The sequence below is a fragment of the Pseudoduganella sp. R-31 genome, assembly GCF_049913235.1.
Classification (GTDB): Bacteria; Pseudomonadota; Gammaproteobacteria; order Burkholderiales; family Burkholderiaceae_D; genus Rugamonas.
Window position 1 is genome coordinate 436551 of the sequence record NZ_CP183986.1, and the last position, 26090, is coordinate 462640.

At 58.2% G+C, this 26090-nt stretch carries 28 protein-coding genes; 24 read left to right on the forward strand and 4 right to left on the reverse strand.

All coding sequences use genetic code 11. The annotated features are described in order from the left end of the window. Window positions 1–69 precede the first annotated feature (69 nt). The 6 genes from ACN9MY_RS01940 to ACN9MY_RS01965 are packed head-to-tail and all read left to right on the forward strand — an operon-like array spanning window position 70 to window position 6228. A complete protein-coding gene (locus ACN9MY_RS01940; RefSeq protein WP_426336782.1) occupies window positions 70–1671 on the forward strand; it encodes a GMC family oxidoreductase in 1602 nt (533 codons plus the stop codon). Between the two features lie 18 nt (window positions 1672–1689). Next, on the forward strand, window positions 1690–2439 hold the full coding sequence (locus ACN9MY_RS01945; protein WP_426166963.1) for an ABC transporter ATP-binding protein: 750 nt from the start codon (window positions 1690–1692) through the stop codon (window positions 2437–2439). Beyond that, window positions 2436–3140, forward strand: a complete 705-nt coding sequence (locus ACN9MY_RS01950; RefSeq protein ID WP_426166965.1) for an ABC transporter ATP-binding protein — start codon at window positions 2436–2438, stop codon at window positions 3138–3140. Before ACN9MY_RS01945 ends, ACN9MY_RS01950 begins: the two co-directional genes overlap by 4 nt. A gap of 26 nt (window positions 3141–3166) precedes the next feature. After that, window positions 3167–4363, forward strand: a complete 1197-nt coding sequence (locus ACN9MY_RS01955; RefSeq protein WP_426336783.1) for an ABC transporter substrate-binding protein — start codon at window positions 3167–3169, stop codon at window positions 4361–4363. Between the two features lie 5 nt (window positions 4364–4368). Continuing rightward, window positions 4369–5253 carry a branched-chain amino acid ABC transporter permease gene (locus ACN9MY_RS01960; RefSeq protein WP_426336784.1) on the forward strand — a complete coding sequence of 295 codons (885 nt, stop codon included), beginning with the start codon at window positions 4369–4371 and terminating at the stop codon, window positions 5251–5253. Further along, the gene (locus ACN9MY_RS01965) at window positions 5254–6228 is read left to right on the forward strand and encodes a branched-chain amino acid ABC transporter permease (RefSeq protein WP_426320157.1); all 975 of its coding nucleotides are present in this window, start codon (window positions 5254–5256) and stop codon (window positions 6226–6228) included. It begins immediately after the preceding gene. On the opposite strand, the gene ACN9MY_RS01970 is transcribed toward ACN9MY_RS01965, so the two are convergent. Both ACN9MY_RS01970 and ACN9MY_RS01975 read right to left on the reverse strand, forming a co-directional pair. Next, entirely contained in the window at window positions 6225–6899 is a 675-nt protein-coding gene (locus ACN9MY_RS01970; protein WP_426320159.1) for a hypothetical protein, read from the reverse strand. The two genes, ACN9MY_RS01965 and ACN9MY_RS01970, sit on opposite strands and share 4 nt — an antisense overlap. Window positions 6900–6993: 94 nt before the next feature. Continuing rightward, window positions 6994–8151 carry an iron-containing alcohol dehydrogenase gene (locus ACN9MY_RS01975; RefSeq protein ID WP_426323659.1) on the reverse strand — a complete coding sequence of 386 codons (1158 nt, stop codon included), beginning with the start codon at window positions 8149–8151 and terminating at the stop codon, window positions 6994–6996. A gap of 90 nt (window positions 8152–8241) precedes the next feature. Here ACN9MY_RS01975 and ACN9MY_RS01980 point away from each other — a divergent pair, with 90 nt between their 5' ends. From ACN9MY_RS01980 to ACN9MY_RS02060, 17 genes are all read left to right on the forward strand, one after another. After that, on the forward strand, window positions 8242–9003 hold the full coding sequence (locus ACN9MY_RS01980) for a TSUP family transporter (protein ID WP_426336785.1): 762 nt from the start codon (window positions 8242–8244) through the stop codon (window positions 9001–9003). Window positions 9004–9161: 158 nt separating this feature from the next. Further along, complete coding sequence (mnmG, locus tag ACN9MY_RS01985) at window positions 9162–11090, forward strand: tRNA uridine-5-carboxymethylaminomethyl(34) synthesis enzyme MnmG (protein ID WP_426320163.1); 1929 nt, start codon at window positions 9162–9164, stop codon at window positions 11088–11090. Beyond that, entirely contained in the window at window positions 11090–11734 is a 645-nt protein-coding gene (gene rsmG / locus ACN9MY_RS01990; protein WP_426166979.1) for a 16S rRNA (guanine(527)-N(7))-methyltransferase RsmG, read from the forward strand. The genes mnmG and rsmG overlap by 1 nt, the downstream gene beginning before the upstream one ends. A 98-nt stretch (window positions 11735–11832) precedes the next feature. After that, a complete protein-coding gene (locus ACN9MY_RS01995) occupies window positions 11833–12603 on the forward strand; it encodes a ParA family protein (RefSeq protein ID WP_055939498.1) in 771 nt (256 codons plus the stop codon). 6 nt (window positions 12604–12609) lie between these two features. Next, a complete protein-coding gene (locus ACN9MY_RS02000; RefSeq protein WP_426166982.1) occupies window positions 12610–13497 on the forward strand; it encodes a ParB/RepB/Spo0J family partition protein in 888 nt (295 codons plus the stop codon). Between the two features lie 312 nt (window positions 13498–13809). Then, entirely contained in the window at window positions 13810–14178 is a 369-nt protein-coding gene (locus tag ACN9MY_RS02005) for an ATP synthase subunit I (RefSeq protein ID WP_090435673.1), read from the forward strand. Between the two features lie 19 nt (window positions 14179–14197). Next, the gene (gene atpB / locus ACN9MY_RS02010; RefSeq protein WP_426320176.1) at window positions 14198–15019 is read left to right on the forward strand and encodes a F0F1 ATP synthase subunit A; all 822 of its coding nucleotides are present in this window, start codon (window positions 14198–14200) and stop codon (window positions 15017–15019) included. Between the two features lie 72 nt (window positions 15020–15091). Next, window positions 15092–15370 (forward strand): F0F1 ATP synthase subunit C, encoded by a 279-nt coding sequence (gene atpE / locus ACN9MY_RS02015; protein WP_055939510.1) that lies wholly within the window; start codon window positions 15092–15094, stop codon window positions 15368–15370. Between the two features lie 40 nt (window positions 15371–15410). Further along, a complete protein-coding gene (locus tag ACN9MY_RS02020) occupies window positions 15411–15881 on the forward strand; it encodes a F0F1 ATP synthase subunit B (protein WP_426320178.1) in 471 nt (156 codons plus the stop codon). A 2-nt stretch (window positions 15882–15883) separates the two neighbouring features. Next, a complete protein-coding gene (locus tag ACN9MY_RS02025; protein ID WP_426166989.1) occupies window positions 15884–16417 on the forward strand; it encodes a F0F1 ATP synthase subunit delta in 534 nt (177 codons plus the stop codon). Between the two features lie 48 nt (window positions 16418–16465). Further along, window positions 16466–18007, forward strand: coding sequence for a F0F1 ATP synthase subunit alpha (gene atpA, locus ACN9MY_RS02030; protein WP_342115707.1), 1542 nt, complete (start codon window positions 16466–16468; stop codon window positions 18005–18007). A gap of 45 nt (window positions 18008–18052) precedes the next feature. Next, window positions 18053–18925 (forward strand): F0F1 ATP synthase subunit gamma, encoded by an 873-nt coding sequence (gene atpG, locus ACN9MY_RS02035; protein WP_426166991.1) that lies wholly within the window; start codon window positions 18053–18055, stop codon window positions 18923–18925. 30 nt (window positions 18926–18955) lie between these two features. Next, window positions 18956–20356 (forward strand): F0F1 ATP synthase subunit beta, encoded by a 1401-nt coding sequence (gene atpD / locus ACN9MY_RS02040; RefSeq protein WP_155454856.1) that lies wholly within the window; start codon window positions 18956–18958, stop codon window positions 20354–20356. Window positions 20357–20411: 55 nt separating this feature from the next. Continuing rightward, entirely contained in the window at window positions 20412–20837 is a 426-nt protein-coding gene (locus ACN9MY_RS02045) for a F0F1 ATP synthase subunit epsilon (RefSeq protein ID WP_155454855.1), read from the forward strand. A gap of 260 nt (window positions 20838–21097) precedes the next feature. Continuing rightward, on the forward strand, window positions 21098–22342 hold the full coding sequence (locus ACN9MY_RS02050) for an O-antigen ligase family protein (protein WP_426336786.1): 1245 nt from the start codon (window positions 21098–21100) through the stop codon (window positions 22340–22342). Further along, complete coding sequence (locus tag ACN9MY_RS02055) at window positions 22332–23099, forward strand: glycosyltransferase family 25 protein (RefSeq protein WP_426166996.1); 768 nt, start codon at window positions 22332–22334, stop codon at window positions 23097–23099. Before ACN9MY_RS02050 ends, ACN9MY_RS02055 begins: the two co-directional genes overlap by 11 nt. 102 nt (window positions 23100–23201) lie before the next feature. Then, window positions 23202–23885: an SDR family NAD(P)-dependent oxidoreductase gene (locus ACN9MY_RS02060; RefSeq protein WP_426336787.1), complete on the forward strand. Its 684-nt coding sequence runs from the start codon at window positions 23202–23204 to the stop codon at window positions 23883–23885. Window positions 23886–23948: 63 nt separating this feature from the next. Here the strand turns inward: ACN9MY_RS02060 and ACN9MY_RS02065 are convergent, their stop codons facing one another. Next, complete coding sequence (locus tag ACN9MY_RS02065; RefSeq protein WP_426336788.1) at window positions 23949–24503, reverse strand: hypothetical protein; 555 nt, start codon at window positions 24501–24503, stop codon at window positions 23949–23951. 117 nt (window positions 24504–24620) lie between these two features. Here ACN9MY_RS02065 and ACN9MY_RS02070 point away from each other — a divergent pair, with 117 nt between their 5' ends. Then, window positions 24621–25010: a VOC family protein gene (locus ACN9MY_RS02070; protein WP_426167002.1), complete on the forward strand. Its 390-nt coding sequence runs from the start codon at window positions 24621–24623 to the stop codon at window positions 25008–25010. Here the strand turns inward: ACN9MY_RS02070 and rsgA are convergent. Then, a complete protein-coding gene (gene rsgA, locus ACN9MY_RS02075; protein ID WP_426320186.1) occupies window positions 25007–26020 on the reverse strand; it encodes a ribosome small subunit-dependent GTPase A in 1014 nt (337 codons plus the stop codon). The two genes, ACN9MY_RS02070 and rsgA, sit on opposite strands and share 4 nt — an antisense overlap. Window positions 26021–26090: the final 70 nt, after the last annotated feature.

A 26090-nucleotide genomic window follows, 5' to 3' on the forward strand; every position in this document is an offset into this window, starting at 1 on the left:
CATGTTTACTCACAAACGATGCCTGTGGATATTCATAGCGTTATCCACAGCTTCGGACCAGGAGAAAGCTTGGAATCTGCGGGCCAGTTTGACTACATCATCGTGGGCGGAGGGACGGCGGGCTGTGTTCTCGCGAATCGCCTCACGCAAAATCCAAAAAACCAGGTGCTATTGATCGAAGCGGGAGGAAAGGACGATTACGTCTGGATTCACATCCCGGTCGGTTACCTTCACTGCATCAATAATCCGCGTACGGACTGGCTGTTTCGCACCGAACCGGATGTGGGCCTGGGCGGCCGCAGCTTGATTTACCCGCGCGGAAAGGTTCTTGGCGGGAGTTCTTCGATCAACGGCATGATCTATATGCGCGGCCAGGCTAACGATTACGACCAGTGGGCCGAGCTATGCGGCGATCCACGCTGGCGCTGGTCGGAAGTTTTGCCTCTATTCCGCAAGAGCGAAGACCATCACGGCGGCGTTTCGGATTTCCACGGCGCCGGCGGCGAATGGCGCGTTGAAAAGCAGCGCTTGCGCTGGGACATTCTCGACGCGTTCCGCGATGCTGCAGAACAGACAGGCATCCCGAAGATAGACGATTTCAACCGCGGTGATAATTTCGGCTGTTCATATTTCGAGGTGAACCAGAAGCGCGGGATTCGCTGGAATACTGCGAAAGCTTTTTTGCGAGCCGCGACCGGACGCCCCAACCTGACGTTGATGACGGGCTGCCACGTTGAAAAACTGGTGCTGGAGGAGGGTGTCTGCAAAGGCGTCATATTCACCGGCGGTGGTACTCGCTGGAACGCGGAGGCGCGTGAAACCCTGCTGGCGGCTGGAGCGATCGGCACGCCGCAGATTCTTCAGCTGTCCGGCATCGGCCCTGCAGACATGCTGGCGCAGGCAGGCGTGCAGCCGGTGCATGATTTGCCCGGCGTCGGAGCCAACCTGCAGGATCACCTGCAGCTGCGCATGGTATTCAAAGTCCAGGGCGCGCGGACATTGAACACCCTGGCTTCAAGCTGGTTGGGCAAGGCACGCATTGGGCTTGAATATGCGCTGTTCCAGAGCGGGCCGATGTCGATGGCGCCTTCGCAGATGGGCGCTTTTGCACGGTCGGGTCCTGAGCAAGCCACGCCTAACCTGGAGTATCACGTGCAGCCGCTCTCGCTGGAGCGCTTTGGCGAACCGCTGCACGACTTCCCTGCTTTCACCGCGAGCGTTTGCAACCTGCGCCCAACCTCGCGCGGCCATGTGCGCATCGCTTCGGCCGACTCATACGCGCCGCCGAAAATTACGCCGATGTACTTGAGTACTGACGAAGACCGGCGCGTGGCCGCGGCTGCGCTGAACCTGACGCGCAAGATCGTTTCCGCGCCTGCGCTGGCGAAATACAGGCCGGAAGAATGCAAACCCGGTGTGCATTTTCGCACCGACGAGGAGTTGGCCGAGGCTGCGGGGTCCATCGGGACCACGATTTTCCACCCGGTCGGCACCTGCAAAATGGGTCGCGCTGACGACGTTTCGGCCGTGGTTGACAGCGAATTGCGGGTTCTCGGCGTGCGCGGCTTGCGCATCGCCGACGCCTCGGTGATGCCCACCATTACTTCCGGTAACACGAATTCCCCGGTAATCATGATTGCGGAAAAGGCAGCGCTTTTGTGTATGATCTAGCAAAACCGGGGAGACGCAATGTCCGACTTCATCTTGGAAACAAAGAGTTTGACCAAGGAGTTCAAGGGATTCACCGCTGTCGCCAACGTGGACCTGCAAGTCCAGCGAGGGCATATCCACGCCTTGATCGGTCCGAACGGCGCCGGCAAGACGACATGCTTCAACCTGCTGACCAAGTTCCTGGTGCCCACCTCGGGCCAGATTCTCTTTAACGGCAAGGACATCACCTCGCACAAGCCGGCGCAGATTGCGCGCATGGGCGTGATTCGTTCCTTCCAGATTTCCGCAGTTTTCCCTCACCTGACCGTGCTCGAGAATGTGCGCATCGGCTTGCAGCGCAAGCTGGGTACGACCTTCCATTTCTGGCGCAGCGAACGCACGCTGGAGCGCTTGAATGGCCGCGCGATGGAATTGCTGGCCGAGGTCGACCTGGCTTCGTTCGCCGATACGCTGACGGTCGACATGCCTTATGGCCGCAAGCGCGCCTTGGAGATCGCCACGACGCTGGCCATGGAGCCCGAACTGATGCTGCTCGACGAACCAACCCAGGGCATGGGCCACGAGGACGTGCACCGCGTTACCGAGTTGATCAAGAAGGTTTCCACCGGGCGCACGATCCTGATGGTTGAACACAATATGAGCGTGGTCTCAGGCATCTGCGACCGCATCTCCGTACTGCAGCGCGGGGCGGTGCTGGCGGAAGGACCGTATGAAGAAGTGTCGAAGAACCCGCAAGTGATGGAAGCCTATATGGGAACCGAAGCATGACGGCCGCGCTGGAGATCAGCCAGCTCCAGGCCTGGTATGGCGAGTCGCACATCCTGCATGACGTGAACCTGAACGTGAACCACGGCGAAGTGGTGACGCTGCTTGGCCGTAACGGCGCCGGCCGCACCACGACGCTGCGGGCCATCATGGGCTTGACCGGGACGCGCAAGGGTTCGATCCGCATCAATGGCCAGGAAGCGATCGGTTTGTCGACGCACAAGATTGCCCACTTGGGAGTCGGCTATTGTCCTGAAGAGCGTGGCATTTTTTCTTCGCTTACCACCGAGGAAAACTTGCTGCTTCCGCCGGCGTTGAAGACCGGGCAGGGCATGCCGGTCGAAGAAATCTACGAGATGTTCCCGAACCTGAAGGAGCGCCGAACGAGCCAGGGCACGCGCTTGTCCGGCGGCGAGCAGCAGATGTTGGCGGTGGCGCGCATCCTGCGCACCGGTGCGCGCCTGCTGCTGCTGGATGAAATCTCGGAAGGGCTGGCGCCCGTTATCGTGCAAGGGCTGGCGCGCATGATCCGCACGCTGAAGGCCAAGGGTTACACGATTGTGATGGTCGAACAGAATTTCCGGTTCGCGGCACCGCTGGCGGATCGGTTTTATGTCATGGAACACGGTCGGATTGTTGAGAGTTTTGCGTCATCGGAATTGGACGCCCGCATGCCGGTATTGACCGAGCTGCTGGGCGTTTGAATATCAAAACTGAAAACGGAGACACTATGAAACGCAACGCCATTGCCTTTGCAGCAGCCCTTTGCGCCTTTGGTAGCGCGCACGCCCAGATTTCCGGCGACACCATCAAGATCGGTTTCATTACCGATATGTCAGGCGTCTACTCAGACATCGACGGGCAGGGCGGCGCCGAAGCGATCAAGATGGCGATTGCCGATGCCGGAGGTGCGATCAACGGCAAGAAGATCGAATTTGTTTTTGCCGACCACCAGAACAAGGCCGATATCGCCGCCTCCAAGGCGCGCGAGTGGTTCGACCAGCAGGGCGTGGACATGCTGGTTGGCGGCACAAATTCCGGCGCCAACCTGGCAATGGCAAAAGTGGCCGCAGACAAGAAGAAGGTCTTCATGGTGGTTGGTGCCGGCTCCTCGCGCCTGACCAATGAAGAATGCACGCCCTACACCGTGCACTACGCCTACGACACGGTGGCGCTGGCGCGTGGTACCGGCAGCACCATGGTCAAGCAGGGCGGCAAGAACTGGTACTTCCTGACCGCCGATTACGCCTTCGGCCACTCGCTGGAGAAGGATACGAGCGAGGTGGTCAACAAGTCGGGCGGCAAAGTGATCGGCAATGTGCGCCACCCCTTCCCTGGGACCGATTTTTCGTCCTTCCTGATGCAGGCTTCGTCCTCGGGAGCCCAGGTGCTTGGCCTGGCGAATGCCGGCGGCGACTTTATCAATTCGGTGAAGGCAGCCAATGAATTCGGCGTGTCGAAGAAGATGAAGATGGCGGGCCTGCTGGTGTTCATCAACGACATCCACTCGCTTGGCCTGAATGCCACCGCCGGCATGTACCTGACCGACGGCTGGTATTGGGACATGAACGACACCACGCGCGCCTGGTCAAAACGCTACTTCGCGAAGATGAAGAAGGAACCGTCGATGCTGCAGGCGGGCGATTATTCTGCCGCATCGCAATACCTGGCTGCGGTGAAGGCCGTGGGCACCGACGATTCGGACAAGGTCATGGCGAAACTAAAATCCACCACCATCAAGGATGTCTTCACCACCCATGGCGTGGTCCGGCCGGACGGCCGCATGGTGCACGATATGTACCTGATGGAAGTGAAGAAGCAGTCGGAGTCCAAGTATCCTTGGGATTATTACAAGGTCGCTGCGACGATTCCTGGCGACCAGGCCTATATGTCGAAGGCCGAATCCAAGTGTGCCCTTTGGAAGTAAGCTAGATGGAGATCTTCGGCCGCCCGCTTCCGATGATGATGTCCCAGCTTTTGCTGGGGCTCGTCAACGGTTCTTTTTACGCCATGCTGTCCCTCGGCCTTGCCGTGATTTTCGGTCTGCTGAATGTGATCAATTTCGCGCACGGCGCCATGTACATGATGGGCGCCTTCCTCGCGTGGATCGGCATGACCTACTTCGGCATGAGCTATTGGAGCGTGCTCGTGTTGGCGCCGTTGATTGTGGGTGTGTTGGGCGTGGTGATCGAAAGGACCATGCTGCGCCGACTGTACAAGCTTGATCACCTTTATGGACTGCTGCTTACGTTCGGCCTCACCCTGCTGATCGAAGGCGGTTTCCGCTCGTTTTACGGGGTCTCAGGGCAGCCGTTCGAAACTCCCGAGGCCCTGCAAGGGGCAACGGACCTCGGCTTCATGGTGATGCCGAATTATCGCGCCTGGGTGGTGCTGGCATCGTTGGTGGTTTGTCTGGCCACCTGGTTCGTGATCGAGAAGACCAAACTGGGTGCCTACCTGCGTGCCGGCACCGAGAACCCGAAGCTGGTGGAAGCGTTCGGGATCAACGTCCCGCTGATGGTGACCCTGACCTACGGCTTTGGGGTCGCTTTGGCGGGCTTTGCAGGCGTTCTGGCGGCTCCAATCCAACAAGTGACACCCTTGATGGGGGCGAACCTGATAATCGTCGTATTCGCCGTTGTAGTGATCGGGGGCATGGGCTCGATTCTTGGCTCCATTGTGACCGGCCTTGGGCTCGGCGTGATCGAAGGACTGACGAAAGTGTTTTATCCCGAATTCGCCAACACGGTCGTATTTTTGGTGATGGTCATCATTTTATTGCTGCGCCCCGCTGGCCTGTTTGGCAAGGACCGTTAAATGAACAAGAAGCTGGGCTATTCCATCGCATTCGTGCTGGCGCTGGGCGCGCCGTTTGTCGGCTATCCCGTGCTGCTGATGAAGCTCTTGTGCTTCGCATTGTTTGCCTGCGCGTTCAATCTGCTGATCGGCTTTACGGGGTTGCTGTCGTTTGGCCATGCAGCCTTCTTCGGGGCGGCGGGTTACTTTGCGGGCAACGCTCTGAAGAATTGGGGGATGTCGTTTGAACTGAGCTTGCTGGTTGGCGTGGTGGCCGGTGCGGTGATCGGGTTGGTCATGGGCGGCCTGGCGATTCGGCGCCAGGGGATTTACTTCTCGATGATTACGTTGGCGTTGGCGCAGATGGTGTATTTCGCGGCGCTGCGCTTTACCGATTTCACTGGTGGTGAAGACGGCCTGCAGGGTATCCCGCGCGGCAAGCTGCTCGGGGTGCTGGACCTGGGCAGCGACCTGACGATGTATTACGTGGTCCTGGGGATTTTCATCGCGGGCTTTGCCCTGATCATGCGGACGGTGCATTCGCCTTTCGGACAGGTGCTGAAGGCGATCAAGGAGAACGAGCCGCGAGCGATCTCACTGGGCTATGACGTGGACAGGTACAAGCTCGTGGCGTTCGTGCTTTCCGGTTCGCTGGCCGCGCTGGCCGGTGCGACCAAGTCGATTGTGTTGGGCTTTGAAACGCTGACCGATGTGCACTGGGCGATGTCAGGCCTGGTGATTTTGATGACCCTTGTCGGCGGCATGGGCACGCTGGTCGGGCCGATCATCGGCGCGATTCTGATCATCGCTTTGGAGAACAAGCTCGGCGACTTCGGCACCATGATGTCCGGAGCCACCGGTATCGAGTGGTTCTCCACCCTTGGCGAAGCGGTCAGCCTGGTGGTCGGCTTTATCTTCGTTGCCTGCGTCCTGTTGTTCCGCAAAGGGATCGTTGGCGAGATCCTTTACCTGCAAGCGAAGAAGCGCAAGGTTTAGTTGGCGGGCTTGAGGCGGGAGCTATCGACCCAGCCGACGGCGACTCTCGCAGCTTTCGGATGCTGGTAGAAAACCAAGGTATAGCGGCCGTGAACGCGGGATGCTTCGAGCCGGTCGCCCGGCACCACGAAAGTGCCGGCGATTTCGCAGCGCTCGTCCGGCGCCGAATGGAATTGCAGTCTTCCGTCGCTTGCCGCGATAAGGGCTGCAAGCAGCCGGCTGCTCTTTTCGTTCGCTTGTTCGTGCTTCGCGAAACACGCTTGGCTTACCGCTGCCAGCTCGTAGATCTTCCCATCCTTCCACGTGACTTGCTTAATTTTCCCCCCGCCGGGTTGGCGCAAATGGACGACAGGATATTGGCCAGCGAAGCTGATTCCTGCGATTTCGGTGCAGGCGCCGAAAGGGGGAGAGACCTGGAGCGGCGCCTTGGATTGAATGCTGAGTAAGCGAAAAGCGGCTGGACATTCGAGGGCTGGCTGCCAGGAGCGGACGAGGGCGAAGTCCTTCGTGGCTTCTGGAATAAGCCGGAGGATTGCTGCCTCATCGGCATCGTCGATGGCGAATGCCTTCTGTCCGTTGTGGAAAACCGCCGGCTTGGTGGCGATATAGCGAACTTCAGTGCGGCCAAAGCGCCCGTCAATTCCATCGCCTGCGGTGGCGGTCCCGGCCATTAGCGAAATTAGAAGTGGAAGGAATGACCGACTGGCCATGTGAAGTGTCTGCGCGTTAAGGAGCGCGGATTATATCGTTGAGGGCCGTGATGTTTCAGAGCGCCAATTTGTATAGTGCGTGGGCGTCGTCGCGTGTGACCGGACGTGGATTGTTGCCGAGCAGGCGGGTTTGCTTCAAGGCCTCGTCGGCCAGCAGGTCGAGGTCGCTGGAGGTGATGCCGACTTGCTGCAGCGTGCGAGGCAGCCCCGTGATGATGGCGAATTGTTGCATTGCAACAGCGAGTGCCTCGGCGCGCGCTGCGGGGCTGCCTTCGGTGTGGGGAACGACAATTGTTGCCAGCTCGGCATATTGCTCGGCGCATGCCTCTGCGTTGAATCGCAGCACATGGGGCAAAACCAGCGAGTTCGATAGCCCATGCGGGACATGGAAGACGCCGCCGATCGGATAGGCTAGGGCGTGGACTGCCGCGACGGGCGCGTTGGCGAAGGCTTGACCAGCCAACATCGCGCCGAGCAGCATGGCCTGGCGGGCGACTAGGTCGTGGCCGTTCTCGCAGGCGCGGATCAGGTGGCGCGACAGCAGGTTCAAGGCCTGGAGGGCCAAGCCATCGGAGAGGGGATTCTTCTTGTGTTTGCTGGTGTAGGCTTCAATGGCGTGAACCATTGCGTCGATACCGGTTGCTGCGGTTACTGCAGAGGGCAAGCCAATGGTGAGCTCGGCATCAAGTATCGCCATATCGGCGAAGAGTTGAGGAGCGACGATGCCCATCTTGCTGGTGGCGTCTGTTGTCACGATGGAGATGTTGGTGACTTCGGAGCCGGTACCGGCAGTCGTCGGGATTTGGACCAAGGGTAGGCGCGTTCCGCGGACATTGCCAATGCCGTAGATTTCTGCGAGTGATTGAGGGCTGTCGGCGAGCACGGCGACCAGCTTGGCGACATCCATTGAGCTCCCTCCGCCGAGACCAATGACGAGTTCGGTCTCGTTCTGACGGGCGAGTTCGAGTGCCTCTTCGATCACGTGTTCGGGTGGATCAGCTACCACGTCCGCAAATTGTTCCACGTGAAACATTGCCGAGCGCAAGCTTGCGATCGGTGCCTCGGCCAGGCCCGTGCGCAGGAAGCCTTGGTCGGTAACGAGCAGCACGCGGCGGAGGTCTGGGAACCGTGCGCGAAGTTCCTTGCCCAAGTCCTTTGTCGCGCCGGGAGCAGACAGGAATACAGGAACGGTCGCGAAGCTGAAAGAGGTGATCAGGTTCATCAAGGAAGCTTACACCAGCCTCGGGCGCCCTGCTGTGTTCCGGCTTACAATATTACGTTTCCGAATCAGTTGGGGCGGGTGATGGTCGAGTATGGTTTGTTGGCTGGGGCTGCGTTCGCGGCAGGTTTTGTGGATGCGGTTGTTGGAGGCGGTGGACTGATCCAGATTCCGGCTCTCTTCTCGGCCATGAGCGGTACTCCGCCAGCAACGCTGTTGGGAACCAATAAGGTTGCCAGCGTATTCGGGACCAGCGCAGCGGCAGTGAACTATGCGCGCCGCACGCAAATCGCCTGGACGACCGTGGCGCCGGCGGCGATCGCGGCTTTCCTGTTTGCCTTCCTCGGAGCCTATACCGTCACCAGGATTCCGCCTGACTTCTTGCGAGGACTGCTGCCATTTGTGCTGTTGGCGGTGGCCGTTTATACCTTCTATCGCAAGGACCTGGGCAGTGTTCACGCTCCGCTGCACACCGGTACCAAGGAGAGGGTGCTGGCGGTGTTGGTCGGTGCGGGGATTGGTTTCTATGACGGCTTCTTTGGCCCAGGCACCGGGAGCTTCCTGGTCTTCCTGTTCGTGCGCAGCTTTGGCTTCGACTTTCTCGGCGCCTCGGCGGCTGCCAAGGTGGTGAACGTGGCGTGTAATGTGGCGGCAATCCTGTTGTTCGGATTCACTGGCCACATCATCTGGCAGCTCGGCTTGATGATGGCGGTGTCCCAGGTGGTTGGCTCTGTGCTGGGTACCAAACTGGCGCTGAAGCATGGGAGTGAGTTTGTGCGCCGTCTGTTCCTGGTTGTAGTGGTGATGTTGATCGTCAAAACCGGCTATGACGCATGGATTAAGTGATAGTGTTTCACGTGAAACAATGTTGAAGAGGGTGCCAAACGGCGCCCTTTTTTGTTTCACGTGAAACATTTCGATCAAAAAAATCCTGCCCAAAAAATTCGCACGGTCGAAAAAACTTTATAATTCAGTTCGATCCCCAGCTTTCCCCCATTTTTACCATGTTATTTCCTACTGAATTCGACGTTATCGTTGTCGGCGGTGGTCACGCCGGTACCGAGGCGGCCCTCGCTTCCGCCCGCATGGGCCAGAAGACTCTCCTGTTGACACACAACATTGAGACGCTGGGTCAGATGTCGTGCAACCCATCCATTGGCGGCATTGGCAAAGGCCACCTCGTCAAAGAGGTCGACGCAATGGGTGGCGCCATGGCCATCGCAACCGATGAGTCGGGCATCCAGTTCCGTATCCTGAATTCATCCAAAGGCCCTGCCGTGCGCGCGACTCGCGCCCAGGCCGACCGTATCCTGTACAAGGCCGCTATCCGCCACCGTCTGGAAAACCAGCCCAACTTGTGGCTGTTCCAGCAGGCGGTAGACGACCTGATGGTGGAGGGGGACCGCGTCGTTGGCGCCGTCACCCAGATTGGCTTGAAGTTCCTGGGCCGTGCTGTCGTGCTGACCGCTGGCACATTCCTGGACGGTAAGATCCACGTCGGCCTGCAGAATTTCTCGGCTGGCCGTGCCGGTGATCCGCCAGCGCTTTCGCTGTCGGCACGCCTGAAAGAATTGAAGCTGCCACAGGGCCGCCTGAAGACCGGTACGCCGCCACGCATCGATGGCCGCAGCATCGACTTTTCGCAAATGACCGAACAGCCGGGCGACCTGGACCCAGTGCCAGTGTTTTCGGTGATGGGCAATGCCTCCATGCACCCGCAACAGTTGCCGTGCTGGGTTACCCATACCAACCAGAAAACCCACGACATTATTCGTGGCGGCCTCGACCGTAGTCCGATGTACACCGGCGTGATCGAGGGCGTTGGCCCGCGTTACTGCCCGTCGATTGAAGACAAGATTCACCGCTTCTCAGCCAAGGAATCGCATCAGATCTTCCTGGAACCGGAAGGCCTGACGACCCACGAGTTCTACCCGAACGGTATCTCGACCAGCCTGCCATTCGATGTGCAAATCGAGCTGGTGCGTTCGATGAAGGGCCTGGAGAACGCGCATATCCTGCGTCCTGGCTATGCCATCGAGTATGACTATTTCGACCCGCGCGGCCTGAAAGCTTCGCTGGAAACCAAGGCGATCAACGGCCTGTTCTTCGCGGGACAGATCAACGGTACCACCGGTTACGAAGAAGCTGCGGCGCAGGGCATGCTGGCCGGGATTAACGCGGCACTGCAAACCAAGGGCGAAGAATCCTGGACTCCAGCCCGTTCGGAAGCCTACCTCGGCGTGCTGGTCGATGACCTGGTGACCCAGGGTGTGCAAGAGCCATACCGCATGTTCACCAGCCGTGCTGAATACCGCCTGAGCCTGCGTGAAGACAACGCTGACATGCGCCTGACAGAAATCGGGCGTAAGCTCGGCGTGGTTGGCGACGCGCAATGGGAAGCATTCGATCGCAAACGCGAGGCCGTTGCGCAGGAACTGGAGCGCCTGAAATCGACCTGGGTCAACCCGCGCATTCTGGCGGCAGCCGAGTCGGAACGCGTGATTGGCCAGGCCATCGAACGCGAATACTCGCTGGCAGACCTGCTGCGCCGTCCGGGTGTCGGCTATGAAAAGCTGATGACCATGACCGGCAATGAAGGCCAGCCGCTGGCTGGTCCCGGCGTCACCGATGAGGCAGTGATGGAGCAGATCGAGATTACCCTGAAGTACTCGGGCTATATCGATCGCCAGTTGCGTGAAGTCGAGCGTCACGAGCACTACGAAAACCTGAAGTTGCCGGAAGGCTTCAACTACGCCGAGATCACGGCGCTGTCGATGGAAGTGCGGCAAAAACTGCAGAAGCATCGTCCGGAAACCCTGGGCCAGGCTTCGCGTATTTCGGGCGTGACTCCGGCGGCGATTTCGCTGCTTCTGGTGCACCTGAAGAAAGCCGGTTACGGCGGCTTTGTCACACTGAAAGACGAGGCGGCTTGATGGCGGTATTTGATCGCGCCGCGTTGGCGCACGTGTTGAAGAATGGCGTCGAAAAGCTGGACCTGGGCCTGAGCGAAGCACAACAGGAAAAACTGCTGGACTACCTGGCCCTGCTGAACAAGTGGAACAAGGTGTACAACCTGACGGCCGTTCGCGACCCGATGGAAATGATGACCCTGCACGTCCTGGATTCGCTGGCAGCAGTGCCGGCATTCACGGATGCGCAGAATGTGCTGGATGTCGGGGCAGGGGGCGGATTGCCGGGCGTAGTGCTGGCGATTGCCAGGCCGGAGATGAAAGTGTCGATGATCGACATCGTCCACAAAAAGACGGCCTTCCTGAATCAGGTCAAAGCAGAGCTGGAGCTTGGCAACGTAACGGTGTACACAAAGAAGGTGCAGGAACTGCAGGTCAAGACGCCCTACGACGTCATCACCTCGCGGGCCTTTGCGGACCTCAGCGATTTTGTGAACTGGTCCGGGCACCTGCTGGCAGAGGGCGGTCGATTCATAGCCCTGAAAGGCACGGCGCCGGCAGAGGAGCGAGAGCGACTGCCAGATCCATGGAAAGTGAACGAGCTACAGCCTTTGCAAGTACCAGGACTGGATGCACAGCGCCACCTGGTTTTCATCGGCAGGGCGTAACTGGCTAAACAGTATAAATAATTTTAATCGTTTATACGAAATAAATAGTATAAACGGTTTATACCGAATAAACGATTTAGACCATATAAGAAAACTCGATGGCCAAAATTTTCTGTGTAGCAAATCAAAAGGGCGGCGTAGGTAAGACTACCACGACTGTGAACCTGGCCGCCGGCCTGGCCAAACTAAATCAACGAGTGTTGCTTGTTGACCTCGACCCTCAGGGTAACGCGACAATGGGCGCGGGGATCAACAAGGCGACGCTCCAAGCTTCCACTTATGAAGTCTTGCTCGGCACGGCCGACGTGGCGACTGCACGCGTGCGTTCGGAAGCGGGCGGCTTTGATGTGTTGCCTGCAAATCGTGAACTGGCCGGCGCCGAAGTCGAGATGGTGCAGCTCGAGAATCGCGAGCGCCGCCTGCGCGACGCACTGGGCCTGGCTGCCAAAGACTATGACTTCATGCTGATCGATTGCCCTCCTGCGCTGTCGATGCTGACTCTGAATGGTTTGTGCGCGGCGCATGGCGTGATCATTCCTATGCAGTGCGAGTACTACGCGCTGGAAGGTTTGTCCGACCTGGTCAACACCATCAAGAAGGTGCACGCCAACCTGAACCCGGACCTGAAGATCATCGGCCTGCTGCGCGTGATGTTTGATCCGCGCATGACGCTGTCGCAGCAAGTCTCGGCCCAGCTCGAGCAGCACTTCGGCGACAAAGTATTCAAGACCATCATTCCGCGCAATGTGCGATTGGCCGAGGCGCCGTCCTACGGCATGCCGGGCGTGACCTTCGACCCGACCTCGAAAGGAGCGCAGGCCTACATCGCCTTCGGCGCAGAGATGGTTAAACGTATCAAGAAAATGTAATCAACGATGGCAACTAAAAAAATGAAAGGCCTCGGCCGCGGCCTCGACGCGCTGCTCGGTGGCGACGAAGATCCGTCCAATCCAACTTCCCATCCGACTCCGTCGGAAATGGCGGTGCAATTCCTGCAAGCCGGTAAATACCAGCCGCGTACACAGATGGACGAGGGCGGCCTGGCGGAACTCGCTTCGTCGATCAAGACCCAGGGCATCATCCAGCCACTATTGGTTCGACCGGTCGGTATCGACAAGGGGACTGGCCATGTCAAATATGAAATCATCGCGGGCGAGCGACGTTTCCGTGCGGCACAACTTGCCGGATTAGAAACTGTGCCGGTCCTGGTGAAGGACGTGGACGACACGACTGCGGCCGCGATGGCCCTGATCGAGAACATCCAGCGCGAAGACCTGAACCCGCTGGAAGAGGCGCAGGGTATCCATCGCCTGATCACCGATTTCAGCTTCACCCATGAACAGGCGGCCCAGGCAGTCGGCCGCTCGCGTTCGGCGGTGTCGAACCTGCTGCGCCTGCTGAACCTGGCGGAACCGGTGCAAACCATGCTGATGGCAGGTGATATCGACATGGGCCATGCCCGTGCGCTGTTGGCTGTCGATGCGGCATCACAAATTGCCCTGGCGAATGTTGTTGTAGCGAAACGACTGTCGGTGCGCGAAACGGAGAAACTTGTCCACAACCACATGGAAGAGGCGAAGTCCAAACCGGCACCGCGTGCGAAGGAAAAGTCGGGCGACATCAAGCGGCTGGAAGAGGAGCTGTCCGATACCCTGGCTACCTCGGTCGTGTTCAAGATGGGCGCCAAGGGGCGTGGCCAGATGATTATCGATTTCGCGGATCTCGATATTCTGGATGGGGTGATTGCCCGTCTGCGCGGCTAAAACCGGCAAACCGGTGTCTGACCCACAGGGTCAGACACCCGACCCGCGACGGCAGCAAACCAGTGTCTGACCCTGTGGGTCAGACACTGTCGTACCGGTTTTGAAAGAGCGCCATGCACCAGAGCTGACAGTTCCCTGTCAGCCTGCTGCGCTATTCTGGCGCGCTATTACCCTGTGAGTAATCGGCATTTGCACGCTTTTTGGGCAGAATTTCTTGTTGTTTGAGTGCCTTTTTGCGATGCACCACGTTTGACCTTGGCAACGTAAACAAACTATAATCCCGTGTCTTTGGGTCTAAAGGAATGGTGGCAAGTGAGTGATTCTTCAAGAAGTATCGCCTGGCCAGTTTTCCGAGTAGTTGCCCTGCAGTTCACCATCGCCGTCCTCTTTTCCGCTACCGTGGCGCTTTTCGCCGGGGTGGAAAAAGGCTGGTCCGCAGCCGTGGGCGGCGGTATGGCAGTGATCGGGAGCCTGATTTACGCGCTGATGGTAGCGCGCGGCACCGATGATGCAAAGAAAGCATTTCGGACGCACTTCCGCGCCGAGATGCTGAAGGTATTTGTAACGGCAGTGCTGTTTATTTGCGCACTGGTGCTGTTTAAGTCAGCCGCCTGGTTATGGCTGATCCTGGGATTCGTAGTGGCAACCCTGGCTTACTGGCTGTCGCTGCTCAAGATTTAATCATTAAAAATTCGGACCTATGACTACTGAACACGCTACGGGCGGTCACGCCGGCCCGGCTAACGCCACCGAGTACATCCAGCACCACCTTTCGCACCTGAATTCCGCTGGTGATGTTGTCTCCCCTAATTCCATCAACCTGGACACCTTCTGGATCTCCCTGATCCTTGGCTTCGTGTTCCTGGGCATGTTCTACATGGCTTCCCGCCGCGCCACCGCTGGCGTGCCAGGCAAGTTGCAGAACCTCGTTGAGTGGGTCATGGAGATGGTCAACGAGACCGTCAACTCCGCATTCCACGCCAAATCCAAAGTTATCGCTCCACTGGCCATTACCATCTTCGTATGGGTCTGGCTGATGAACGCCATGGACTTCCTGCCTGTCGACCTGCTGCCTAAAGTGCTGAGCTGGTTCGGTGTGCACAAGCTGCGCGTTGTGCCTACCGCCGACGTGAACCACACCTTCGGCATGTCGATCGGCGTTCTGCTGTGCATCATCGGCTTCTCGATCAAGGCAAAAGGCGCTGGCGGCTGGACCAAAGAACTGTTCACCGCACCGTTCCACGCTCACGGCACCGTCGGCACCATCATCCTGGCACCGATCAACTTCATCTTCCAGATGCTGGAGCTGTTCGCCAAACCAATTTCCCTGTCGCTGCGACTGTTCGGCAATATGTACGCCGGCGAGCTGATCTTCATCCTGATCGCACTGCTGCCATGGTGGGCACAGTGGCTGCTGGGCGGCCCATGGGCAATCTTCCACATTCTGATTGTTACCCTGCAAGCGTTTGTGTTTATGGCGTTGACGGTTGTGTACCTGGCCCTCGCGGTTGAAAAGCACTAATCAGCAACTTATTCGTAGTATTTGGTTTTAGTTTTTTGGTATTTTCGTTTTTTTTAAATTAGGAGAAATCTAATGCAAGCTCTGATCGCACAAGTACAAAGCATGACCGTTCTGGCCGTAGCAATCATCGTTGGCCTGGGCGCCATCGGCACCGCACTCGGCTTCGCTATCCTGGGCGGCAAGTTCCTGGAAGCTTCGGCACGTCAGCCTGAACTGATGCCACAACTGCAAACCAAACTGTTCGTTATCGCTGGTCTGCTGGACGCGATCTCCATGATCGGCGTTGGTGTTGCTCTGCTGTTCACCTTCAACAACCCATTCCTGACCGCCCTGACCGCCGCTGTTCAGTAATTAACGCTCCAACCGGGGAAACTCTTTCTAGGAGCAAGGTATGAACATCAATATGTCTCTCATCGGTCAGATGATCACCTTCGCGGTGCTCGTCTGGTTCTCGATGAAGTTCGTATTCCCAGCGCTGAACAATGCGCTGGATGAGCGTGCCAAGCGTATTGCAGACGGTCTGGCTGCGGCTGACCAGGGTAAAACTGCCGGCGAGCAGGCACAAAAAGATGCCGCCGCAGTTCTGGCGTCGGCTAAAGCCGATGCTGCCCAGGTAGTCGCAGACGCCGACAAGCGCGCACAACTGGTCGCTGAAGAAATCAAAGCAAACGCACAAGCCGAAGCCGCCCGCATCGTGGCGCAAGCCAAGGCTGAAGCCGAGCAGCAAGTAACCCAGGCCCGCGAAGCGCTGCGTGGTCAAGTGGCTGACCTGGCTGTGAAGGGCGCCGAGCAAATCCTGAAGCGCGAAGTCAACGCGTCGGCTCACGCTGACCTGCTGTCTCGCCTGGCTACCGAGCTCTGATTATGGCAGAGCTCGCAACCGTCGCCCGTCCTTACGCGGAAGCCCTCTTCCGCGTAGCCCAGGCTGGCAACCTCGCGCAGTGGTCCGATCTGGTGTCCGAACTGGCCCAGATCGGTTCGCATGAAGAGGTGCTGGCATATGCCCGCAATCCAAAAGTTCTGGATAGCGATGTCATCGCAGCCATCAAGGCCTTGCTGAAATCGCCGCTCAACGCGGAAGCGAACAACTTCCTCTCGATGCTGATCGAAAACGGTCGTATCGCATTGCTGCCGGAAATCGGCGCCCAGTTCGCGCTGCTGAAGAACGCAGCCGAAGGTGCGGCAGACGCCGAAATCACGAGCGCATTCGACATGAGCGAAGCCCAAGTGGCCGAGCTGATCAAGACGCTGGAAAAGAAATTCAGCCGCAAGCTCAAACCAGTCGTGAAGACCGATCCTTCGTTGATCGGTGGCGTTCGCGTCGTGGTTGGCGACGAAGTGCTGGACACTTCGGTTAACGCCAAGCTGCAGCAGCTGCGTTCCGCGCTGGTCGCCTAACCGGGCCGCCTTTCGCGACAGCTAGAGAGAAAACATTTAGGAGTTAGTATGCAACTCAACCCATCCGAAATCAGCGAGCTGATCAAGAGCCGGATCCAAGGCATTGATGGCGGCGCTGAAGTGCGCAATCAAGGCACCGTAATTTCCGTAGCAGACGGTATCTGCCGCATCCACGGCCTGTCGGACGTGATGCAAGGTGAGATGCTGGAATTCCCAGGCAACACCTTCGGCCTGGCAATGAACCTGGAGCGTGACTCCGTTGGTGCCGTTATTCTGGGCGCCTACGAGCACATCTCCGAAGGCGACACCGTCAAGTGCACCGGCCGTATCCTGGAAGTTCCAATCGGTCCTGAACTGCGTGGCCGCGTTGTTAACGCCCTGGGCCAGCCGATCGACGGCAAAGGTCCTGTTAACACCACCCTGACCTCCCCAATCGAAAAGATCGCTCCAGGCGTTATCGCCCGTGAGTCCGTCGGCCAGCCTATGCAGACCGGCCTGAAGTCGATCGACGCGATGGTGCCAATCGGCCGTGGCCAGCGTGAGCTGATCATTGGCGACCGTCAGACCGGTAAGTCCGCCGTTGCAGTTGATGCCATCATCAACCAAAAAGGCCAAGGCGTTACCTGTATCTACGTTGCTATCGGCCAGAAAGCATCGACCATCAAGAACATCGTGCGTTCCCTGGAACAGCACGGCGCGATGGAGTACACCATTGTTGTGGCCGCTTCCGCTTCGGAATCGGCAGCAATGCAGTACATCTCGGCTTACTCCGGTTGCACCATGGGCGAATACTTCCGCGACCGCGGTGAAGACGCCCTGATCGTGTACGACGACCTGTCCAAGCAAGCAGTTGCTTACCGTCAGATCTCCCTGCTGCTGCGCCGCCCACCTGGCCGCGAAGCATACCCAGGCGACGTGTTCTACCTGCACTCCCGTCTGCTGGAACGCGCTGCTCGCGTGAACGCCGACTACGTCGAAGCCTTCACCAAAGGCGCTGTCAAAGGCAAGACCGGTTCCCTGACCGCACTGCCGATCATCGAAACCCAGGCTGGCGACGTTTCCGCGTTCGTTCCAACCAACGTGATTTCGATTACCGACGGCCAGATCTTCCTGGAAACCTCGCTGTTCAACTCCGGTATCCGTCCTGCGATTAACGCAGGTATCTCGGTGTCCCGCGTTGGTGGCGCTGCCCAGACCAAGGTCATCAAGAACCTGTCCGGCGGTATCCGTACCGACCTGGCACAGTACCGTGAACTGGCTGCGTTCGCGCAGTTCGCTTCCGACCTGGACGAATCGACCCGTAAGCAGCTGGACCGCGGTGCCCGCGTGACCGAACTGCTGAAGCAGGCTCAGTACTCGCCACTGTCGATTTCCCTGATGGGCGCTTCGCTGTTCGCAGTGAACAAGGGCTTCCTGGACGACGTCGCTGTCAAGCGCGTGCTGGCTTTCGAAGCCGAACTGCACTCGTTCCTGAAGACCAAGCACTCCGCTCTGCTGGCCAAGATCGAAGAAACCAAGCAACTGGACAAAGACGGCGAAGCTGCGCTGTCGGCCGCCATTGCCGAGTTCAAGAAATCCTTCGCAAACTAATATTCGGGGGCCCGGCGACGGGCCTCCACGCAAAGGAGAAGGATCATGGCAGTAGGTAAAGAGATACGTGGCAAGATCAAGAGCGTAGAGAATACGAAGAAGATCACCAAGGCGATGGAAATGGTCGCTGCATCGAAAATGCGCAAAGCGCAGGACCGTATGCGCGCCGCCCGTCCCTACAGTGACAAGATTCGTAATATCGCTGCGAACTTGGCTAACGCCAATCCAGAGTACACGCACCCGTTCCTGGCTGAAGCCGGTACGGAAGCCAAGGCTGTGGGCTTTATCATCGTGACGACCGACAAGGGTCTGTGCGGTGGTATGAACACCAACGTTCTGCGTATGGTGACCAACAAGACCCGCGAGCTGGAAGCTGCAGGCAACAAGATTGAAGCAGTCGCAATTGGTAACAAAGGTTTGGGCTTCCTGAACCGCATCGGTGTACCAGTGGTCGCACAAGCTACCCAGATCGGCGATACGCCGCACCTGGAAAAGCTGATCGGCCCAGTGCAAGTGATGCTGGAGAAATTCCAGGAAGGCAAACTGGACGCCGTTTACCTGTGCTACACCAAGTTCATCAACACGATGAAGCAAGAGCCGATGGTCGAGCAGCTGCTGCCGCTGACCGCGGACAAGATGAAGGCCGATGAGCACTCCCACAACTGGGACTACATCTACGAGCCGGACGCTGCTTCCGTGATCGACGAACTGCTCGAGCGCTACATTGAAGCGCTGGTGTACCAGGCCGTTGCAGAAAACCTGGCGTCCGAGCAATCGGCGCGTATGGTGGCGATGAAGTCCGCGTCGGACAACGCCGGCAACGTGATCGGTGAGTTGAAGCTGGTCTACAACAAGACCCGCCAGGCTGCAATTACCAAAGAACTGTCTGAAATCGTCGCCGGTGCGGCAGCGGTTTAAACGAATTTAACTATATTTGAAGGAACGAACATGGCTGATGGCAAAATCGTTCAGTGTATCGGCGCTGTGGTGGACGTTGAGTTCCCACGCAACGCGATGCCTAAGGTTTTTGACGCGCTGAAGATGGAAGGCTCCGAGCTGACCCTGGAAGTGCAACAGCAGTTGGGTGACGGCATTGTCCGTACCATTGCTCTGGGCTCTTCCGACGGTCTGCGTCGCGGCATGACCATCCAGAACACCGGCAAACCAATCATGGTTCCAGTGGGTAAAGCTACCCTGGGCCGTATTATGGACGTGCTGGGCAACCCGATCGACGAATGCGGCCCTGTCTCCCACGAGCAGACTGCTTCGATCCACCGCGTGGCTCCTGCTTACGACGAACTGTCCCCATCCCAAGACCTGCTGGAAACCGGCATCAAGGTGATTGACCTGGTCTGCCCATTCGCTAAGGGTGGTAAGGTTGGTCTGTTCGGCGGTGCAGGTGTGGGCAAGACCGTGAACATGATGGAACTGATCAACAACATCGCTAAAGCGCACTCGGGTCTGTCCGTGTTCGCCGGTGTTGGTGAGCGTACCCGTGAAGGTAACGACTTCTACCACGAAATGGCTGACGCCAAAGTGGTTGACCTGGAAAACCCAGCCAACTCCAAAGTGGCCATGGTTTACGGTCAGATGAACGAACCACCTGGCAACCGTCTGCGCGTGGCGCTGACCGGCCTGACCATCGCTGAATCCTTCCGTGACGAAGGCCGTGACGTTCTGTTCTTCGTGGACAACATCTACCGCTTCACCCTGGCCGGTACCGAAGTTTCCGCACTGCTGGGCCGTATGCCTTCCGCAGTGGGTTACCAGCCTACCCTGGCCGAAGAGATGGGCCGTCTGCAGGAGCGTATTACCTCCACCAAGACCGGTTCGATCACCTCGATCCAGGCCGTCTACGTTCCAGCGGACGACTTGACCGACCCGTCCCCAGCAACCACCTTCGGCCACCTGGACTCGACCGTCGTTCTGTCCCGTGACATCGCTGCACTCGGTATCTACCCTGCAGTTGACCCACTGGATTCGACCTCCCGTCAGCTGGACCCGCTGGTTGTGGGCGAAGAGCACTACAACACCGCACGTGCCGTACAGGGCACCCTGCAGCGCTACAAAGAACTGCGCGACATTATCGCGATTCTGGGTATGGACGAACTGGCTCCAGAAGACAAGCTGGTCGTTGCTCGCGCACGTAAGATGCAGCGTTTCCTGTCCCAGCCGTTCCACGTTGCTGAAGTGTTTACCGGTTCCCCAGGTAAGTACGTTTCGCTGAAAGACACGATCAAGGGCTTCAAGATGATCGCTTCCGGCGAACTGGACCACCTGCCAGAACAGGCCTTCTACATGGTTGGTACCATCGAAGAAGCCATCGAAAAAGCCAAGAAACTGGGCTAATTCGATTGTCGTAGCGGCCTCCTCACCGGGGCCGCTATAGCTACAGAGGATAAACATGGCAAACACTATTCACGTTGATGTGGTTTCGGCCGAAGAGCAGATCTTCTCGGGCGAAGCGACTTTCGTGGCGTTGCCGGGCGAGCAGGGCGAGCTGGGTATCTACCCGAAGCACACCCCGCTGATCACCCGTATCCGTCCAGGCGCGGTGCGCATCCAGGTTCCAGGCCAGGCTGAAGAAGAGTTCGTCTTCGTCGCCGGCGGCCTGCTGGAAGTGCAGCCAAACGCCGTGACGGTCCTGGCTGACACCGCGATCCGTGGTCACGACCTGGATGAAGCCAAAGCTGAAGCTGCCAAGAAACTGGCGGAAGAAAGCCTGGCGAACAAGCAGACCGGCATCGACTACGCGAAAGCACAAGCGGAACTGGCAGCGGCTATCGGCCAGCTGGCAGCAATCGCAAAACTGCGCAAGATCAAGGGCTGATCCCTTCTTCTCGTCGCAATGGAAAGGCAGCCTCGGCTGCCTTTTTGTCTTTCTACAGGCTGCCGGGAATCGGCCAGCCAGAACGGCTCCGCGCGCCATGGCCCTGATTATCAGGTTCGCTGCATCGGACTCTGTATAATCCCTGTCTTAAGCAAAGCCTAACACTGGCGCCTTTTGTAGACGCCCCAATACCGTAAATGATTAGTACAAAGATTAGTACAAAGACATCCCAGCTGCACCGTCTTCTCAGCGTACTCCTAGTGTCTTTCCCCAGCGTGTTGTTGATCTTGCCCGTCGGCCGGCGTTTCAACTTTTACGTGTTGCTATTGTGTGCTGTTGGTGGCCTTGCGCTTGGAGTGAAGCCGGGCGGGAAGTCATTTCGTGACATCTTAAAGAAATATTGGGGTATTCATCTTGCAATGGCGGGCATGCTCATCGCAGTCCTCCTTAATCAAGCTGCACATGGCGCATTCGTGTTCAAGCCTTTTGAAAAAGGGCTGCAACTTGCCGTGTTTCCGCTTTTGCTTTGGGTGTTCCTACTACTATCGAGCGATAAGCTCCGTATTCTTCAGTGGTCTTGGGTAATTGGGGCCCTGCTTTGCTCCATCGCGTTGATCTGGACGACATATGGAGTGAATGGACGCCCTGGCGGCATCATTTCGAACCCGTTCATTCTGTTCTCGAATCTGACGCTGCTGATGGGATGCATGGCTTTGCTTTCCATCGGATGGAATACGCGGGATGAAGTCGCACCGATGGCGATCAAAGTAGTGGCGTGCGTCTTGAGTCTGGTTGCCTCGTATATGTCGGGCACCCGTGGTAGCTGGATCGCAGTTCCCGTCTTCATTCTGATTGCCGTGTCGCTTAAGCAGAGCATGCACGATCGCCGCAAGATCGCTATATCGGTTGTTTCAATGCTGTTGCTTGCCGCGGCGATGGCTTCTTTGCCATACACGAAAACGCGGATCGAACTCGCCTATTCCGAAACCGTGCATTATGCCGAACAGCCGAAAGCCGAAACGTCGATCGGCATCCGCTTGCAACTCTGGCAAGCTTCCTGGAACATGTTCCGGGAGAATCCAGTTTTCGGCGTTGGCACTGCTCCATATGAGGAAACGCTGAGAAAATTGGCAAGGGACAGGGTAATTACGCCGCTAGCGGGAATGCAACTCCACTCTCACAATGACCTTCTGCACTTCATGGCGACGCTGGGAACACCTGGTGCCATTGCCATGCTTGCACTCTATCTTGTACCTGGCCTGTGGTTCAAGAAGTTCTTGCGGAGCGCAGACTCGCAGCAACGCGTAGCGGCCGGCATGGGGCTGGCCACAAGCCTGGCGTTCCTGGCCTTTGGCCTGAGCGAGACCATGTTCTATTCAAACCTGTGCAGCGACTTCTACATCATCAGCGTGGCGGCCCTGTCGGCATTCGTCATCAACAGGCAAGAGGAACTGGAGAAAGCTGTCGCGTCTCCGCTGCCTTCGGAGTTAATTTATGAAAAATGAAGTTGGATGTTTCGTTGTCAATCTTGAGAAAGATGTTGAGAGGCGGGAGAACATCTCACGACAACTCGAAAAAGCCGGCATCCCTTATACGATTTTCAGTGCGGTCTACGGCAAATTTCTAACGCCTGAAGAACTGGCGCAGCACTACGATAAGCGCCGTGCCATTGAGCTGTCGCATGACCTGACGCCTTCCGAGATTGGCTGCGCGCTTAGCCATGTGTTCACTTATCGGAAAATGCTTGAAGAAGGCATGCAGTATGCGCTGGTGCTGGAAGATGACGCGCAACTAAGCGAGGATTTGCCCGCTGTTTTAACAGGGCTGCAACGCGAGTATGCCAGCAGCGAACCGGTCGTTTTCTTGTTGAATCATGTGCGGAAATACAAGAATAGAAAGACCCGGCGCCTCGATGAAAAATACATGGTAGCCGACATTTACGGCACACCGATTCGCGCAAATGGCTATTTCGTTACACGCGCCGCCGCGAAGCAGCTGCTCGACAATCTCTACCCAGTATGGGCAGTGGCCGATGACTGGGCCGTATTCAACCGGGACTTTGTGACAGTCAAAGCGGTTGTGCCTTATTGCGTCGGCCTCTCCGAGCACGCGCAGTTCTCCAATCTCGAGTCCGAAAGACAAGGTGTACAGTTGAAACGGAGCATCGGCTACCACTTACATCAACTCTTCTACCACAAATTTATCAATCAGCTCCTTATCAGACCTTTCCAGCGTGTATCCAAACAGGATGAAACCTGGTGATTATTAAGGCAGCCTCGGCTGCCTTTTGTCTCTTTCAGGCCAGGTTGAACGCCCACTTTAGACACGTGCGCGCGCCTGCGTACGCAACATAGAGGAAATGCCATGACCACGATCTTCATCACCGGCGCAGCTGGCGCCCTCGGCAGCGCAGTTGCGCGGGCATTCGATGCTGCAGGAGCCAACACTGTCCTGATCGGCCGCGAAACAGCGCGCCTGGAAAGCGCTTGTGGTCCTGCCAGCGGACGGCGCATGCTGGCGGTCGCCGACCTGCGCGATGCTGCGTCGGCCGTTGCCGCCGCAAACGCCGCTGTCCAACGCTTCGGCCGTATCGATGTGCTGTGCAATATTGCGGGCGGGTTTGCGATGGGGACGCCCGTGCATGCGACGACGGATGCGCAATGGGACGAGCTGTTCGATCTCAATGTGCGCAGCCTGCGCAATGCGGTCGCGGCGGTGGTGCCCGGCATGCTGGACGGGCTGGGCGGCAAGGTTGTGAACATCGCTTCCGGCTCTGCGCGGCAGGGCATGGCGAATATGGGGGCTTACTGTGCCAGCAAGGACGTTGTAATTCGCCTGACCGAGTCAATGTCGGCCGAGTTGCGTGGTCACGGCATCAACGTCAATTGCGTCCTGCCCGGCACCATCGATACCCCGGACAACCGTGCCGCCATGCCGAATGCCGACCGCAGCAAATGGGTTCCGCCGGAAGCACTGGCCGACGTGATCCTGTACCTGTGCAGCCCGGCTGCGCGCGCTATCCACGGCGTTGCGATTCCATGTACCTGAACCCGGTTTAGCCACAGAACGCATTGGTGTCACGAGATTGAAATCGGGTGCGCGCAGACGGGGTCAATGGCACATGCCGTAGGCTTGCTTGTCCTCGAACCAGCGGTAGGTGAAGGTGCGGGACACGTAGCGCTTGCCGCCAATGAGGACGTCCGGCGGGGTCAGGTCGAAGCGCTTTGGCATCTTGCCCTTGATGATCAGCCGGTAGCGGAACTGGGTATCGTCGCTGGTGCCGACGGCGAACAGCACCAGCGGCACGCCGTTGACGATTTCCACCATCTCGGGTTTGCCGTTGGTCGGGCGCTGGTAGACGCTCAGCACGGTCGCGTTTTCAATCAGCGGACCCTTCGGCTGGCTGACCTGGAAGTGGGCCGTGGCAAAGTGCACCTGGGTCGTGCGCGGCAGCATGTAGTTGACCCCGATTTCCATACCGCCTTCGGCAGCTTGCGGCAGGACGGTGGTGGCCGCCACCGTGATACCACGCGGCAGTTCAAAGGTATCGGCGTCAACCGGCGTGCTGCAATCAGGAGACGTGGCCTGGTACAGCGACGCGGGCGTATAGGTATCGCCGCAGCCGGCGAGGACGAGTAGCAGGGCGAGTGGCGCGGCTTTGCGCATGGTGTGAAACCTCTTGTTTTTAGTCATGACAGTTTACCCGACCGGCTGGCTGAGTGGTGCGCCACCCGCCCAGTCGCGGTGTTAGTCTTGAACTAAAAGTAGCGATGGGAGGCAGCCATGATCCACCATCTCGGTATCGTCGTTTCGGATTTCGTACGCAGCGCGGCGCTCTATGACGCTTGCCTGGCGCCCCTCGGGATTCGGCGTGCGGTGACCGACCTGGACTGGGCCATTTATGCTTCTGCTACCGGCCATCCATTCTTGTGGGTAGGCGCGGAGATTCCCAGCTATTGGAAGAATGGGCATGAACCTTCGCGTAGTCCCATCCATTTGGCGTTTTCCGCGCCGAACCAGGATGCCGTGAACGCCTTCTACCATGCGGCGATAGACCTGGGAGCCGAAGATAACGGCCCACCAGGTCCACGGGTCAGCGATGCAAATTTCTACAGCGCCTTCATTATTGACCTCGACGGCAACAATATCGAGGCCACCGTACAGCTAAGCTAGCTGCGCTTTTGCCGGCTGCGTGCAGCGGCCGACTTCATCAGTGATTTCCATTTCTGCCGTTCAGCAATCCGTTCCAGCGCTGTTTGCTGGTTGCGGCGCACCTCGCGTTGCAGCTTGTGGAAGTTGTGCAGGCGGTCGGGGTCCACATGGCCCAGCACTGCACAGCCGGGTTCGCCCTCGTGCCGGCAATCGCGGAACTGGCAGCCTGCGGCCAGCGATTCAATATCGTCGAAAGCTGACGACAAGGATTCCGGGCTCAGGCTGCGCAAGCCTGGCGTATCGATGATGCAGGCGCCGGAAGGGCAGAAATGCATGGACCGGGCGGTTGTCGTATGCCGGCCGCGATGGTCCGTGCGCCGAACGCCGCCGGTTTCCTGGGTTGCTCCAGCCAGGGCATTGGTCAAGGTTGACTTGCCGGCGCCGGAAGAACCAAGCAGGCAGATGGTTTGTCCGGGGCCTAGCCAGGGATCCAGCTGCGTTATGGATTCCGCGCTGGTGCCGTTCACCAGCAGGAACTGCGTGCGCGGCGGCAGCCGTTCCGTCAGCGCGGCCACCCGGCCATCAATGTCCGCGCAGAGATCCGGTTTGCTGAGGACGATCAGGGGCGTGACTTCGGCGGCCGCGGCGAGCGCCAGATAGCGTTCAATGCGGCGCAAATTGAAGTCGCCGTCCAGGCCCATGACCAGCAAGGCGGTATCGATATTGCTCGCGATGGGAGGTGAATCGGCGCGGGCGAATTGGTTCATTGGGGATAAACGGTGGTTTATCCACACCTCGTTCAAGGAATTGGCCTGCGCGATCACCCAGTCGCCGGCGCAGAGCGCCGTCCCGGCGAGCAGGCGGGGAAGGGCGCGAGCGTGAATTTCGGCCACGCCGTCGTGCAGGCTGATGCGGTCGCGTTGATATTCTGTGATGCGGTACAGGCGGCCGGCAGGTGCCTCGGCCAGGCGCGAAATGATGGTGTTGTTAAGTCCGATGCTGCGTAAAGCTTCGTAGTCGAAGTCGATCATGATGAGCGTTTTCCATGGGTGAACACGGCCAGCCACGCGCGGCGTGGCAAGCAGGATTAGTCTGGAAATG

Excerpts from the sequence above, each read along its gene's own strand:
- ACN9MY_RS01945 (WP_426166963.1), top strand. The coding sequence starts at position 1,690 with ATGTCCGACTTCATCTTGGAAACAAAGAGTTTGACCAAGGAGTTCAAG.
- ACN9MY_RS01950 (WP_426166965.1), top strand. The coding sequence starts at position 2,436 with ATGACGGCCGCGCTGGAGATCAGCCAGCTCCAGGCCTGGTATGGCGAG.
- ACN9MY_RS01955 (WP_426336783.1), top strand. The coding sequence starts at position 3,167 with ATGAAACGCAACGCCATTGCCTTTGCAGCAGCCCTTTGCGCCTTTGGT.
- ACN9MY_RS01960 (WP_426336784.1), top strand. The coding sequence starts at position 4,369 with ATGGAGATCTTCGGCCGCCCGCTTCCGATGATGATGTCCCAGCTTTTG.
- ACN9MY_RS01965 (WP_426320157.1), top strand. The coding sequence starts at position 5,254 with ATGAACAAGAAGCTGGGCTATTCCATCGCATTCGTGCTGGCGCTGGGC.
- ACN9MY_RS01970 (WP_426320159.1), bottom strand. The coding sequence starts at position 6,899 with ATGGCCGGGACCGCCACCGCAGGCGATGGAATTGACGGGCGCTTTGGC.
- ACN9MY_RS01980 (WP_426336785.1), top strand. The coding sequence starts at position 8,242 with ATGGTCGAGTATGGTTTGTTGGCTGGGGCTGCGTTCGCGGCAGGTTTT.
- mnmG (WP_426320163.1), top strand. The coding sequence starts at position 9,162 with ATGTTATTTCCTACTGAATTCGACGTTATCGTTGTCGGCGGTGGTCAC.
- rsmG (WP_426166979.1), top strand. The coding sequence starts at position 11,090 with ATGGCGGTATTTGATCGCGCCGCGTTGGCGCACGTGTTGAAGAATGGC.
- ACN9MY_RS01995 (WP_055939498.1), top strand. The coding sequence starts at position 11,833 with ATGGCCAAAATTTTCTGTGTAGCAAATCAAAAGGGCGGCGTAGGTAAG.
- ACN9MY_RS02000 (WP_426166982.1), top strand. The coding sequence starts at position 12,610 with ATGGCAACTAAAAAAATGAAAGGCCTCGGCCGCGGCCTCGACGCGCTG.
- atpB (WP_426320176.1), top strand. The coding sequence starts at position 14,198 with ATGACTACTGAACACGCTACGGGCGGTCACGCCGGCCCGGCTAACGCC.
- atpE (WP_055939510.1), top strand. The coding sequence starts at position 15,092 with ATGCAAGCTCTGATCGCACAAGTACAAAGCATGACCGTTCTGGCCGTA.
- ACN9MY_RS02020 (WP_426320178.1), top strand. The coding sequence starts at position 15,411 with ATGAACATCAATATGTCTCTCATCGGTCAGATGATCACCTTCGCGGTG.
- ACN9MY_RS02025 (WP_426166989.1), top strand. The coding sequence starts at position 15,884 with ATGGCAGAGCTCGCAACCGTCGCCCGTCCTTACGCGGAAGCCCTCTTC.
- atpA (WP_342115707.1), top strand. The coding sequence starts at position 16,466 with ATGCAACTCAACCCATCCGAAATCAGCGAGCTGATCAAGAGCCGGATC.
- atpG (WP_426166991.1), top strand. The coding sequence starts at position 18,053 with ATGGCAGTAGGTAAAGAGATACGTGGCAAGATCAAGAGCGTAGAGAAT.
- atpD (WP_155454856.1), top strand. The coding sequence starts at position 18,956 with ATGGCTGATGGCAAAATCGTTCAGTGTATCGGCGCTGTGGTGGACGTT.
- ACN9MY_RS02045 (WP_155454855.1), top strand. The coding sequence starts at position 20,412 with ATGGCAAACACTATTCACGTTGATGTGGTTTCGGCCGAAGAGCAGATC.
- ACN9MY_RS02055 (WP_426166996.1), top strand. The coding sequence starts at position 22,332 with ATGAAAAATGAAGTTGGATGTTTCGTTGTCAATCTTGAGAAAGATGTT.
- ACN9MY_RS02060 (WP_426336787.1), top strand. The coding sequence starts at position 23,202 with ATGACCACGATCTTCATCACCGGCGCAGCTGGCGCCCTCGGCAGCGCA.
- ACN9MY_RS02065 (WP_426336788.1), bottom strand. The coding sequence starts at position 24,503 with ATGCGCAAAGCCGCGCCACTCGCCCTGCTACTCGTCCTCGCCGGCTGC.
- ACN9MY_RS02070 (WP_426167002.1), top strand. The coding sequence starts at position 24,621 with ATGATCCACCATCTCGGTATCGTCGTTTCGGATTTCGTACGCAGCGCG.
- rsgA (WP_426320186.1), bottom strand. The coding sequence starts at position 26,020 with ATGATCGACTTCGACTACGAAGCTTTACGCAGCATCGGACTTAACAAC.